The following is a 13,350-nucleotide window of genomic DNA, read 5'->3' as shown; positions in this document are numbered from 1 at the left end:
GTTTATCGAAACCTCTCATCTTGAGCGCGATCTTCCGCAATTTGTTTTTCATATTTGTCACCTACCGCAAGTAACATTTCTTTTGTATAAAGCAAATCGCCTCGCGATTCGCCGTGATAATCAAAAATTCTCGTCTCAACAATCGAGTCTACTGGGCAAGATTCTTCGCAGAAACCACAAAAGATACATTTAGTAAGATCAATATCGTAACGTGTCGTCCGTCTCGTTTTATCTTCGCGCTCTTCAGATTCAATAGTGATTGCCATTGCAGGACATACAGCCTCACATAACTTACATGCAATACATCGCTCTTCGCCATTTGCATAACGACGGAGCGCATGAAGGCCTCTAAAGCGATTAGATTGTGGCGTTCTTTCTTCCGGATACTGCACAGTAATTTTTCTTGCAAAGAAATAACGGCCCGTAAGGAGCATGCCTTTAAGTAGCTCGATAAGCATCAAGCTTGATAAGAATTGTTTAGTTTTTTTAATCATTTAGTGAAATAAATATCCCCATGAGGTTTGCATCATGCCTCCAATAAATACAATCCAAGCAATGGTGATTGGAATAAAAATCTTCCAACCCAGACGCATAATCTGATCATATCGATAACGAGGAAATGTCGCTCTAAACCATAAGAAGAAAAATAATAAAAATGCGACTTTAATTAAAAGCCATAAAAAGCTATCTGGAATAAATGGAATGGGCGATAACCATCCACCTAAGAACATTAAAGCTGCAAGCATCGATACTAAAATCATATTTGCATATTCAGCTAAGAAGAAAACTGCAAAGGCCATGCCTGAATACTCTACGTGAAATCCAGCTACAATTTCTGACTCACCTTCAGCCACGTCAAAAGGCGCTCGATTTGTTTCTGCTACAGCACTAATAAAGTAAATGATGAATAAAGGAAATAAAGGCCAGATATACCAATGCCAAAACCCACCCTCTTGTCCCATGACAATTTTTCCTAGATTCAAGCTGTTGGCACACATTAAAACGCCTACTAAAGTAAATCCCATTGCAATTTCATACGACACAATCTGAGCTGCGGAACGTAAACTTCCTAAAAAAGCATATTTAGAATTTGAAGCCCAACCAGCAATAATTACCCCATACACAGCAATAGATGTCATAGCTAAAATATATAAAAGACTTGCATCAATATCTGCGATCACCACATTGAGATCGAAAGGAATGACAGCCCAGGCTGCAAAAGCTGGAGCAATTGCCAAAATGGGCGCTAGGAAAAATAAAACTTTATTTGATGCTGTAGGAAGAATAATTTCTTTAAATAGAAGCTTTAATGCATCAGCAATAGGCTGCAGCAATCCAAAATAACCGACACGATTAGGTCCGATACGGACTTGCATGTATCCAATCACTTTTCTTTCGAAATAAGTAAGGTAGGCCACAGATATCATCAAAGGCAAAACGACAGCTACAATTTTTAAAAGCACCCATAATGTTTTGGCAATATCAGGCCACCAAATTCCAAATATAGATGTCATTAAAGCATCCATCTTAAGATGCGCCCCTTGGAATTATTTTTTGAACTGTGATATCACCGTAAATATCAGCCAGATTAGCCGTTTCATCGATACCGCTTGGTATATAGATGGAGCCTTCTGGAATGGTTATGTCTTCAATAACCATAAGACTCGCCCATTGATTACCTTGCATAACTTTAATTTTATCGTTCGCTTTAAGTCTTAATGTTTTCATTTCTAAGGGATGTAACTTTGCATGTGCTTTTGATTTTTGAATCGCTGTTTGAAGAGATGGGGCTCTTCTTACAATTGGATCTATAAGGTATTGATGTATCTCACCAATGCGTGAGAATTGCTTTGGCTTCGTGTTGCGTATTTTGTAATCGCTTGTGATATCGATTTCATTAGAAAGCTCTTTTGAGATGAATTGAACATTAGATTTAATGCGCGCTTCTTTAACATCTAGACTCGATTCATAATCAAATCCTTTTAAGTCAAGATGATTAGCCAATACTCTTAACACTTTCCAGGCCGGTCTTGATTGACCTAAAGGCTGAGTTACAGCTGTATAGCTTTGAACTCGCCCTTCTATATTAACGATCGTACCTGATGATTCTGTAAATGGTGAGATGGGTAGAAGTACGTCCACATTTTCAAGGTATTTCGAATTATATGAAGTTAATGCAACAGTGAAGTCTGACGAAACAATTGCATTTTCCATTAGCTGTGCATTTGATGCATCTAATTGAGGCTCAATATTTAATAAAATATAAGCTTTTAATTTTTTCTCTAACATCGTACGCGCATTTAAGCCGTCTTTTTCAGGGAGCACATTGATGGCATGAAGTCCGACACTATTTGCATAGCTTGGCAATAGAGCAAAAGTAGCTTGAGATAATTTTGAAATTTCAAAAGCAAGCTGATAGATGATTGCATAATCTGGATGCTCTTGCGCTGCTTGGCCCAAAAGTAATGATGTATTATTTTTTTTACCTGCTAAAACATTTTTCATTAAATGCTCTGCTATTGCGTCGCTTGTTTTATCTGTTTTAACTTTTTCGATATCAGCTTTTATAAATTTAATATCTTTTTTTAATATGCCTTTTATTTCTGTCATCGATTTTAAAATTTTTGCGAGCGCATAAGGGAGCTTATGTGGAGCCTGTATCATTTTCTCAGACACGGTCATAAGAGGATCTGCATCTATTGAGTTGACTATAAAAAGATTGGCGCCATGATTTACGGCCTTACGAATTCTTGATGCTAAAAGCGGTTGTTCATTTCTTATATTGCTACCAATTAAAAGGTATTGATCAAAGTGACCGATTTCATCAATACGACCACCTAACCAAGGCGAGCCTTGATGCTTTATTGAAAAGTCCGATTGACGTATCCGATGGTCAATGTGAGGTGACTTTAATGTGCTGCTTATTTGCTTAGCTAATAAGCCCTCTTCGATTGAGCTTTGAGGTGATATTAAAATACCTAATTCTTCAGGGCCGTTATGATCTACGACATGTTTTAATTTTTCACTTACAAGTGCTAAAGCAGTTTCCCAGTCTGATTCTTTCCATTGACCCTTTTCTTTAATCATAGGAACTTGTAAGCGATCTTCACTATTTAAGCCTTCATATGAAAAACGATCACGATCAGAAATCCAGCATTCATTAATAGACTCCTCTTCACGAGGAAGCATTCTAATCACTTTGTTTTGTTTAATATGTGCTTCAAGAGGGGAGCCAAGACTATCATGATGAGCAAAAGTTGTTCTTCTAATTAACTCCCATGTGCGCGCTTTATATCTAAATGGTTTGCTTGTAAGTGCCCCTACAGGGCACAAATCAATAATATTGCCGGAGAGTTCTGATTGAATGGATCGATCAACGTAAGCGGTAATTTCTGAATGCTCGCCACGTCCGACCATACCTAGCTCCATCATGCCGCCGACTTCTTGTAAAAACCTTACACATCGCGTGCATTGAATGCATCGGGTCATATCTGTTGAAATAAGTGGGCCTATATTTTTATTAAATACCACACGTTTTTCTTCCTGATAACGTGTTTGACCACCACCAAATGCTACAGCAGTATCTTGAAGCTCACACTCGCCACCTTGATCGCAAATTGGACAATCTAAAGGATGATTAATGAGTAAGAATTCCATAACACTTTGCTGTGCCTCGACAGCAATTTTAGATTTTGTTGAAACCTTCATCCCATCTGAAACTTGCGTAGCGCATGCGGGTAATGGTTTATTAAATTTCTCTACCTCTACCAAACACATGCGGCAATTTGCAGCGATCGATAATTTTTTGTGATAGCAGAAACGAGGAATTGGAATCCCTGCTTTATCTGCAGCTGCAATGATCGTCGTATTTTTTTCTACTTTGATCTTCTTGCCATCAATTTCAATTGTGATTGTCATTTAGCTTTAATCATAGAATGACCATTTTGAATAAAATATTCAAACTCAGGTCTAAAGTGTTTAATAAAACTTAATACAGGCGTCGCGGCTGCGTCACCTAAAGCGCATATTGTCCTGCCAGAAATTTTTTTACTAACATCCGTTAAAAGATCAAGGTCTTCCATAGTGCCTTTACCGTCGACAATTCTTTTGATGACACGATAAACCCAACCTGTTCCTTCACGGCAAGGTGTGCATTGACCACAAGACTCTTCATAAAAGAAATAAGAAAGACGTTTTAAAGCTGTGACCATACAAGTTGAATCATCCATGATAATCACGGAGCCAGCACCTAAACTCGATCCAATCTTTTGTAATCCATCATAATCCATGGTTGCATTTTCAATGAGGGCAGCTGGAACAACTGCTGTGGAAGGTCCGCCAGGAATAACTGCTTTTAATTTTCTTCGATTCCACACACCGCCAGCCATATTTAACAATTCACTAAAAGGCGTGCCCATTCTAATTTCGTAATTACCTGGTATCTCAACGTGGCCTGATACAGAAAATAATTTAACACCGCCTGAATTTTCAACACCTAAATCTTGAAATGCCTGACCACCGTGCTCTAAAATCCAGGGAACAGATGCAAATGTTTCAGTGTTATTCACATTAGTAGGTTTACCGTAAATACCGTAAGTTGCTGGGAAAGGTGGCTTATAACGTGGCTGTCCTTTTTTACCTTCAATCGATTCAATAAGGGCTGTTTCTTCGCCGCATATGTATGCCCCATACCCATGGAACGCGTACAAATCGAAACTAAAATCTGAGCCCAAAATGTCTTCGCCTAAAAATCCATGGTCTCTTGCTTCATCGAGTGCTTTTTCAAAAATCTCGTATTCACGCCAGATCTCGCCATGAATATAGTTGTAACCAGTGCGAGTACCCATCACATAGGCAGCTATGAGCATACCTTCGATAAGTTGATGAGGGTTATATCTAAGAATATCGCGATCTTTAAATGTACCAGGCTCACCTTCATCTGAGTTACATACAAGATATTTAATACCATCGTAATCCCGAGACATAAAAGACCATTTAATAGCAGTTGGGAATCCTGCACCACCGCGACCTCTTAAACCTGAAGTTTTTAATTCAGCTAGAATTTCTTCCGGCTTTATTTTCTTTTTAAGAATTTTTTTAAACTGCTCATACCCACCTACTTTTAAATAGGTGCTTATTGAGCCTGGATCGTCATGGACCATAGTTCTTAGACAAACCAAATCTTGATTAGGAAAAATTTTATGCGGCTTAATGATGTCTATTTGCTTGACCATTTATTTAAGGCTCGCTATCAGCTTGTCAATTTTTTCAGTAGTCAAATGTTCATGCATAGTGTGATTGTTAATTAGGCATAAAGGTGCACCACTGCATGCTCCCATGCACTCACCTTCTTTAAGTGAAAACTTTTTATCTTTGGTCAACTCACCAAAACGAATACCTAATTTCTTTTCTAGGTGCTGAACAATTTCATCAGAATTTCTTAACATGCATGAAATATTGGTGCATACAGTAATTTGATACTTACCCTTTGATTCTAAATTGAACATATTATAAAAAGTTGCAACTTCCATCACTGCAATTTCTGGCATCTCAAGATAATGTGCCACATCAGAAATGTGTTCATGCGATAACCAACCATGTCTTGTTTGAACTATACGTAATGCAGAAATGACTGCGGATCGCTTTTGGCTATCCGGGAATTTCTTTAACTCTTTATCAATTAATTTAATGTCGTCAGCGTGTATCATTTTTTACCGATCAATCTCACCAAACACAATATCTTGTGTGCCAATAATGGCAACTAAGTCAGAAATCATATGACCACGTGTCATTTCATCTAATGCTGCTAAATGAGGAAAGCCAGGAGCCCGTATTTTTAAACGGTAAGGTTTATTTGCACCATCTGAAATTAAATAAATACCAAATTCGCCCTTAGGGTGTTCAACTGCAGCATAGGCCTCTCCTGCTGGGATATGAAAACCTTCTGTAAATAATTTAAAGTGATGGATCATTGCTTCCATATCTTCTTTCATGGCAGCTCTTGGAGGAGGTGCTACTTTATGATTATCACTAATTACAGGGCCTGGATTTTTTCTTAGCCAGTCTATGCATTGCTTAATAATGTGATTAGATTGTCTAAACTCTTCAATACGAACGAGGTATCGGTCATAACAATCTCCATTAACACCAACAGGAATATCAAAATCAAGTTTGTCATACACTTCGTAAGGTTGTTTTTTTCTTAAATCCCATGCAACACCTGATCCCCTTAACATAGGGCCTGTCATGCCAAGCGCTATTGCTCGATCAGGATCAACAACACCAATACCCACTGTACGTTGTTTCCAAATACGGTTATCTGTTAACAACGTTTCATATTCATCTACATATGTTGGAAAGCGATTTGCAAAATCTTCGATAAAATCTAAAAGTGATCCGCTGCGATTTTGATTTAAACCATCCAATTCTTTTTTGTTTTTCAAACTGGATTCATATTGAGGCATGCGATCAGGGAGGTCGCGATAAACACCGCCAGGACGATAATATGCTGCATGCATTCTAGCCCCTGATGCCGCCTCATAACAATCGAAGAGATCTTCTCTTTCTCGGAATGCATACAAGAAGACAGTCATAGCGCCCACATCAAGTGCGTGCGCACCTAACCATAATAGGTGATTTAAGATGCGCGTAATCTCATCAAACATCACGCGAATATATTGTGCGCGAAGGGGTACATCTATATTGAGCAATTTTTCAATAGCCAAAACATAAGCATGTTCATTCGCCATCATGGATACATAATCTAAACGATCCATATAAGGAACGGTTTGTAAGTACGTTCGATTTTCAGCTAGCTTTTCTGTGCCACGATGCAGTAATCCAATATGAGGATCTGCACGCTGAATTACTTCGCCATCAAGCTCTAATACCAATCGCAACACGCCATGCGCCGCAGGGTGTTGAGGACCAAAATTCATTGTGTAATTTCGAATCTCAGCCATTATGGAAACCTTCTTCACGAATGATTCGTGGGACGTTATTTCTTTCTTCGATGGAGACGGGTTGGTAAATCACACGTTTTTGCACATCATCGTAACGCACTTCAACTTTACCAATCATCGGAAAATCTTTTCTGAATGGATAGCCTACAAATCCATAATCAGTGAGTATGCGTCTCAAGTCGGGATGGTCGGCAAACATAAAACCAAATAAATCGAAAGCTTCACGCTCATACCAATTAGCAGCTGGCCATAAATCTATAATTGATGGGAACAATGGAAAATCTTCTTCTTGAGAAAAAGTTCTTACACGAATCCGATGATTATGTTCTATCGATAAGAAATGGTAGACGACAGCAAAGCGAGATTTCGTCCAAGTCCCTTCGCCATAATCCTTGAAATCAACTCCACAAAGATCAATTAACTGCGCAAATTGAAATGCTTTGTGTTGTTTTAAAGTTTTTAAAGTAGGTAGGAGATCATCGATCTTTACTTCAATTGTAAGTTCATTATGCTTAATAGATGCTTGAATGATTTCTTTACCAAAAATAGATTTTATTTCTTTAAGTAAAGTTTCAACTGAGCTCATGAATTAGCGCGCAATCGTATTGGTTCGTTTAATCTTGTTTTGAAGCTGAATGATCCCAAACATGAGAGCCTCTGCCGTTGGCGGGCAACCAGGCACATACACATCTACAGGAACAATACGATCACAACCACGAACCACTGAATAAGAGTAATGATAGTAACCACCACCATTTGCACAAGAGCCCATTGAAATAACCCAGCGAGGCTCCGCCATCTGATCATAAACTTTTCTTAATGCAGGTGCCATTTTGTTCACTAACGTTCCTGCCACAATCATCACATCTGACTGCCTTGGGCTAGGTCTAAATACAACACCAAATCGATCTAGGTCATATCGAGCTGCACCAGCATGCATCATTTCAACAGCGCAACAAGCCAAGCCAAAAGTCATAGGCCATAAAGATCCTGTGCGTGTGTAATTAATAAGGGTATCTAGATTTGTAGTGACAAATCCTTTTTCCATAATGCCTTCAATGCTCATTCGCTATTCCCAATCAAGGGCACCTTTCTTCCATTCGTAAATAAATCCAACAACTAAAATAGCTAGGAAAATCATCATGGCAATAAATCCAAACATACCAATTTTTTGAATGACTACTGCCCAGGGGAAAAGAAATGTTATTTCAAGATCAAATAAAATAAAGAGGATAGCAACAAGATAATATCGGACATCAAATTTCATACGCGCATCTTCGAAAGCTTCGAAGCCACATTCGTATGGAGAATTTTTTTCACTATCAGGTTTATTAGGTGAGAGAATGCTGCCGATGAGAAGAGGCCCTGCACCAACCGCAAGTCCTACGCATATGAACAATAAAATTGGAAAATAATTTTCCAGCACAGCGATTCCTTAAACAAATACCACATGATTTTCTTAATTTGGTGCCGTCGGAGAGACTCGAACTCTCACGACTTTCGTCACTACCCCCTCAAGATAGCGTGTCTACCAATTCCACCACGACGGCTTTATAGATTTAACAGTCTCTATTTTGGGATATTTTGAGCGCCACTTGATGAATTCGACTGAGCTTCACCGCTTTTAGTTTCAGAAGGTTTTTGCACTTCTGATGACCCAGTTGTTTTCACCACACTTCCGGTGCCTGATTTTTGACCTGCGATGAACGCCAAGGAAATGCTGGTCAGAAAAAAGACTAAAACAAATATTGCTGTTGTTCTACTTAAAAAATTCGATGAGCCGCTTACGCCGAATAAACTACCTGATGATCCGCTTCCAAAAGCGGCACCCATATCAGCGCCCTTGCCGTGTTGCATCAGCACCAAACCAATGACACCTAAGCATGCAATCACATGAATAATTGTTACTAAATTTTCCATAATCCTATTTTCTTTGATTTATATTTCGGCTGAATGACAAATAGACTCAAAATCACTTGCATTTAAAGATGCTCGTCCTACGAGTCCGCCGTCTACGTCTGGCATAGAGAATAATTGTAACGCATTTTGGGGGTTTACGCTCCCTCCATAGATGATTTTAAGGCTCTTTATGACCTTAGTATTTGAGGATAATTTCTCACGAATAAATTGATGCATCGCTTGCGCTTGCTCAGGTGAAGCCGCCAAATCAGAGCCAATAGCCCATATAGGCTCATAAGCAATCACGGTCTCGTCGAAAATTTCTTCGCCATACATTTCAATAATCGTATCAAGCTGCTTAGATACGACCTTTTCCATGATGCCAGCTTCTCTCTCAATTAAAGTTTCACCTACACAGAGAATCGGCGTCATACCTGCTTTTTTAACCATCATAAATTTAGTGGCAATATTTTCATCGGACTCGCAATAAGCTGTACTTCGCTCTGAGTGGCCGATGATCACATAGCTTGCACCAAATTCTTTGAGCATAGAAACGCTCACTTCGCCTGTAAAAGCGCCTGACTCAAACTTAGCCACGTTCTGAGCACCCCAAAAGATAGGTGAATGCTTGAGGTAGGATTGTGTTTGAAATAAATAGGGGTAAGGGGCACAGACCACAATATCCACCGAAATTGCTTGAGGGATCTTTTCTACTAAGGCCTTAAGAAGTCTTTCGTTAGACGCCAAGGAACCATTCATTTTCCAATTACCCACAACGATTTTACGTCTCATGACAGTCTCTTAAATAGTTTGTTGAATTTTACTTTGTTGGGGCAGGATGGGCAATTAAGGATGCCATCTTTAGGCCAACATCCTTAATTGAATTTGAATTTTTTTATTGCCATTAAACTCATTAGAATCAACCTGATAGATCGCTTTAATCTTTCTAGGGAGGTGCTCACTGTGATTAAAATAAATAGCTTCGAATACCTTATTTTGTAATAAAAGATTTAACTTTAAATGTTTATCTGCAAGGATTCTTTGCTCAACAACTTCAAACTCACCTTCAAAAATAGGAAGCGGAAAACCTTGTCCCCACACTTGTGAATTGATATGTTCTACATCTTCATAAGTTACTTCTGAAAAATTAAGCGCATCATCAACTTCAATAGTTAACTCAAGGTCCTCTGAGGTAATTAAACCCTGGACTGTTTCTTCAAAGAAATGAACGAAGCGATCAAAATCCTTTTCTTTGATAGTGAGCCCAGCAGCCATCGCATGACCACCAAATGTGATCAGAATGCTTGGATCCTTTTTCGAAATAAGATCAAGTGCATCTCTTAAATGGAGCGATTGAATAGATCTGCCTGAGCCTTTAAGAATACCTTCTTCAGACTTAGCAAACACAATGACGGGGCGATGATATTTATCTTTGATACGGGAAGCAATAATACCAATCACACCTTGATGCCACGTGGAGTCATAGAGAGCGATACTGAATTGAGCCTCACAATTCAAATCATGTAATTGAATAGATGCACCATCTTTCATTTCAGATTCAATCGATCTTCTTTTGAGATTTAAAGCTTCAAGTGATGATGCAATAAATCGGGCATCCTCATAACTTTCAGACAAAAGACATTGAATACCTAAAGTCATATCATCTAATCTTCCTGCGGCATTAAGTCTTGGTGCAATGCTAAAAGCGAGATCAGAAGTATGAAATTGCGATAGATTTTTTTTAGTTAATGCCATCAGTGCTCGAATACCAGGATTAGCCTGGCCTGATCTGATTCTTCGAATGCCGTATTCAACTAAAATACGATTATTCCGATCTAAAGGGACTAAATCTGCAACCGTACCCAAAGCTACAAGGTCGATTAACTGCATTAAGTTAGGCTCAATATTATCTTTAAAATAATCTCGTTTTCTAAGTTCAGCTCTCAAAGCTAGCATCACATAAAAAATAACACCTACCCCACATAAGTATTTACTTGGAAATGAACAGCCATGCTGATTAGGATTCACAATACATTTAGCATGCGGTAATGTTTCACCAGGAAGATGGTGATCTGTGACCAACACATCAATCCCATATTGATTTGCTTGATTTACACCCTCTACACTGGCGATACCGTTATCCACGGTAATAATAATTTTAGGATTTTTTTCTTTCGCTAAATCAACAATTTCAGGTGTCAAACCATAACCAAATTCAAACCGGTTAGGAACCAAGTAATCTACCTCAGCGCCCATCATCTTAAGCGCTCTCACCCCTACAGCCGTTGAAGTTGCACCATCAGTATCATAATCACCAATGATAAGAATTTTATGTTTTTGTAAGATAGCGTCAGCTAAGATAGACGCCATCAAGGTATTATTAGTTAAAGCTTCCGGTGGGATAATTTTCTCAATCAAGAGTGTGGCGTCATCAATATGCTTAATGCCACGTGCTGAATAAAACTTTGCCAAATGACGATTAACCCCTGCATTCACAAGTGCATCTAAAGCAGTATGGTCAATTTTTTTTGATTTAATGAACATTGAAATAATTTTTTACGTTATTAGTTTTTTTCCATACTTTAAATAGCTGTATGAATTGATTGTTGATATGCAAAAGCTGATCTTGGTAACTCAAATAAATATTTAAATTCCTTATTTTTCTTTTTTTAAAATTATTCCATATCATTTCTAAAATACGATTTATCTCACCTTCATCTTCAAAGACAATTAATGTGTCTTGATTACTATCATCTTGACGAAACATATCTAAACTTTGAAGAGAAATATTTGTATCAATCGACAGTAACTTTTTTAAGAAGTCGTTATTGGAAAAAATAGCTCTGTATGGATTTTGAATAACCTGAGGCATGACACCGCCGCCCGAAAACCAAATGCTATTAGACGGTAGAAGTTCTCGACGAATCCTGTCTTGATTGAAAGGATGATCAAAAAGAAACATTTGAATTTCATTCATAAATGCATGCCATGCCATAGCTTCATCACCTTGCGGCATAAAGAGTTCAATAGACTGGCGCTTGATATGTGCAATCGACGTCGTTTTAATATGAGGCTGTTTTTTTAACTCAAGAAATAACTGCCCTTGATCGTTGAAGACAAATGCACGAGCGTCATCTTGAAATGTCTCATTCAGGGCTTCGCATAAACCTTTGATTTCGTTTTGAGTAAATTCCTCTGTTAATTTTTTTTCCAAAAAAAACGTGTCTCTTTGAAGACTTAAATACACAGGGTCTGCATAGAGATAATAAAGTGTTTGATTTTTCCGATAGTCTACCGAAGCTAATGGGTAATCTGGATTAGGTTTGACGCCCAATAAATGACATAAAAATTCTTCGTAGGAAAAATTTAAAGACTTCACTTCTCCTATCGTTAAAAATCGATCAAGTATTGGATGATCTTCAAGAGAAGCTTTGCAAATAAGTGTTGTATTCAAACTACAAGGAAATAATAGAATGTGGTGCCCGGGGCCGGAATCGAACCGGCACGCCCTTGCGAGCGAGAGATTTTAAGTCTCTTGTGTCTACCAATTTCACCACCCGGGCCTTTTGAAATAAAACTAAGACCGAATTTTATCACTAAATTATTCTTAAATAGGCTCAACTACTAATAAGTGGAGGCGCGAGCCAGAATCGAACTGGCGTCTACGGCTTTGCAGGCCGCTGCATAACCATTTTGCTATCGCGCCACATCAATATCTCCAAAATTAAAAAGGGGAAGACGATGCTTCCCCGATTTTGTTTGGAGCGGGAAACGAGTCTCGAACTCGCGACCTCAACCTTGGCAAGGTTGCGCTCTACCAACTGAGCTATTCCCGCGTAAAGAAGCGAGTATTTTAGCGTTTTTTGAGCTAGTGTCAATTTAAAGTCTCGCCCAAACCTTAAGGCTTACCTTATTTTGATGCTCTTTCTTAAGGTAGGCCATGCCATGCGGATGTAATAACCCATCGAAATCACAGTAAGCAATGCGGCTATATTAATCAATATATTGCCTATCCACTTTACATTGATAAACCATAAATTGTCGTAGTAAAGAAGCATCAAAATAGCAATCATTTGGATCGTAGTCTTAAGCTTACCGACAAACATCACCGCCATACCGCCTGGCTTGCCAATAGTGGCCATCCATTCGCGTAATGAGCTGATGGAGAGCTCGCGACCAATGATTATTAGAGAGATAATCGCGTTGACCCTATCAAGCTCAATCAAAACAAGAAGGGCAGCAACTACCATCAATTTATCTGCTACGGGATCAAAAAAAGCACCAAATTTAGAGGCTTGATTTAAATACCGGGCAAAGAATCCATCTAACCAGTCTGTGATTGCCGCAAACAAGAAAATACCAGCGCCTATCCAATTCATTAGGGGCTGGCCAATTAAAGTATGAGGTAGGTAATAAATACCTACAAAACAAGGAATCAAAAACACCCTGAAAAAAGTAAGCGCATTCGGAACATTAATCTTCATATGTA

At 38.6% G+C, this 13,350-nt stretch carries 14 protein-coding genes and 4 tRNA genes; all 18 read right to left on the bottom strand.

The window, feature by feature from the left end; all coding sequences use genetic code 11:
* Positions 1–2: 2 nt before the first annotated feature.
* The gene (gene nuoI / locus FIT70_RS02420; protein WP_046487522.1) at positions 3–494 is read right to left on the bottom strand and encodes an NADH-quinone oxidoreductase subunit NuoI; all 492 of its coding nucleotides are present in this window, start codon (positions 492–494) and stop codon (positions 3–5) included.
* Positions 495–1,526, bottom strand: a complete 1,032-nt coding sequence (nuoH, locus tag FIT70_RS02415) for an NADH-quinone oxidoreductase subunit NuoH (RefSeq protein ID WP_139867313.1) — start codon at positions 1,524–1,526, stop codon at positions 495–497.
* Between the two features lies 1 nt (position 1,527).
* Positions 1,528–3,918 carry an NADH-quinone oxidoreductase subunit NuoG gene (gene nuoG, locus FIT70_RS02410; RefSeq protein WP_139930478.1) on the bottom strand — a complete coding sequence of 797 codons (2,391 nt, stop codon included), beginning with the start codon at positions 3,916–3,918 and terminating at the stop codon, positions 1,528–1,530.
* Entirely contained in the window at positions 3,915–5,234 is a 1,320-nt protein-coding gene (gene nuoF, locus FIT70_RS02405; protein WP_139884278.1) for an NADH-quinone oxidoreductase subunit NuoF, read from the bottom strand. The genes nuoG and nuoF overlap by 4 nt, the downstream gene beginning before the upstream one ends.
* Positions 5,235–5,708, bottom strand: a complete 474-nt coding sequence (gene nuoE, locus FIT70_RS02400) for an NADH-quinone oxidoreductase subunit NuoE (protein WP_139871220.1) — start codon at positions 5,706–5,708, stop codon at positions 5,235–5,237.
* Positions 5,709–5,711: 3 nt separating this feature from the next.
* Positions 5,712–6,962, bottom strand: coding sequence for an NADH-quinone oxidoreductase subunit D (locus FIT70_RS02395; RefSeq protein ID WP_028817750.1), 1,251 nt, complete (start codon positions 6,960–6,962; stop codon positions 5,712–5,714).
* Entirely contained in the window at positions 6,955–7,548 is a 594-nt protein-coding gene (locus FIT70_RS02390) for an NADH-quinone oxidoreductase subunit C (RefSeq protein ID WP_139884277.1), read from the bottom strand. Before FIT70_RS02390 ends, FIT70_RS02395 begins: the two co-directional genes overlap by 8 nt.
* 3 nt (positions 7,549–7,551) lie before the next feature.
* On the bottom strand, positions 7,552–8,028 hold the full coding sequence (locus FIT70_RS02385; protein ID WP_028817752.1) for a NuoB/complex I 20 kDa subunit family protein: 477 nt from the start codon (positions 8,026–8,028) through the stop codon (positions 7,552–7,554).
* A 3-nt stretch (positions 8,029–8,031) separates the two neighbouring features.
* Entirely contained in the window at positions 8,032–8,388 is a 357-nt protein-coding gene (locus tag FIT70_RS02380; protein ID WP_028817753.1) for an NADH-quinone oxidoreductase subunit A, read from the bottom strand.
* Positions 8,389–8,427: 39 nt separating this feature from the next.
* A tRNA-Leu gene (locus tag FIT70_RS02375) sits at positions 8,428–8,512 on the bottom strand.
* Between the two features lie 19 nt (positions 8,513–8,531).
* On the bottom strand, positions 8,532–8,882 hold the full coding sequence (gene secG, locus FIT70_RS02370) for a preprotein translocase subunit SecG (RefSeq protein ID WP_028817754.1): 351 nt from the start codon (positions 8,880–8,882) through the stop codon (positions 8,532–8,534).
* 18 nt (positions 8,883–8,900) lie between these two features.
* On the bottom strand, positions 8,901–9,653 hold the full coding sequence (tpiA, locus tag FIT70_RS02365; RefSeq protein WP_028817755.1) for a triose-phosphate isomerase: 753 nt from the start codon (positions 9,651–9,653) through the stop codon (positions 8,901–8,903).
* A 69-nt stretch (positions 9,654–9,722) separates the two neighbouring features.
* Positions 9,723–11,405 (bottom strand): single-stranded-DNA-specific exonuclease RecJ, encoded by a 1,683-nt coding sequence (recJ, locus tag FIT70_RS02360; protein ID WP_139930476.1) that lies wholly within the window; start codon positions 11,403–11,405, stop codon positions 9,723–9,725.
* A complete protein-coding gene (locus FIT70_RS02355; protein ID WP_139930474.1) occupies positions 11,395–12,315 on the bottom strand; it encodes a hypothetical protein in 921 nt (306 codons plus the stop codon). The genes recJ and FIT70_RS02355 overlap by 11 nt, the downstream gene beginning before the upstream one ends.
* 22 nt (positions 12,316–12,337) lie before the next feature.
* Positions 12,338–12,424, bottom strand: a tRNA-Leu gene (locus tag FIT70_RS02350).
* Between the two features lie 69 nt (positions 12,425–12,493).
* Positions 12,494–12,567, bottom strand: a tRNA-Cys gene (locus tag FIT70_RS02345).
* A 54-nt stretch (positions 12,568–12,621) separates the two neighbouring features.
* A tRNA-Gly gene (locus FIT70_RS02340) sits at positions 12,622–12,697 on the bottom strand.
* A 69-nt stretch (positions 12,698–12,766) separates the two neighbouring features.
* Positions 12,767–13,345: a CDP-diacylglycerol--glycerol-3-phosphate 3-phosphatidyltransferase gene (pgsA, locus tag FIT70_RS02335; protein WP_139867299.1), complete on the bottom strand. Its 579-nt coding sequence runs from the start codon at positions 13,343–13,345 to the stop codon at positions 12,767–12,769.
* Between the last annotated feature and the right edge of the window lie 5 nt (positions 13,346–13,350).

The organism is Candidatus Methylopumilus universalis (genome assembly GCF_006364435.1).
Taxonomy (GTDB): domain Bacteria; phylum Pseudomonadota; class Gammaproteobacteria; order Burkholderiales; family Methylophilaceae; genus Methylopumilus; species Methylopumilus universalis.
The sequence above is the reverse complement of the archived record's forward strand: the minus strand, read 5'-3'. Positions and strand labels throughout refer to the sequence as shown.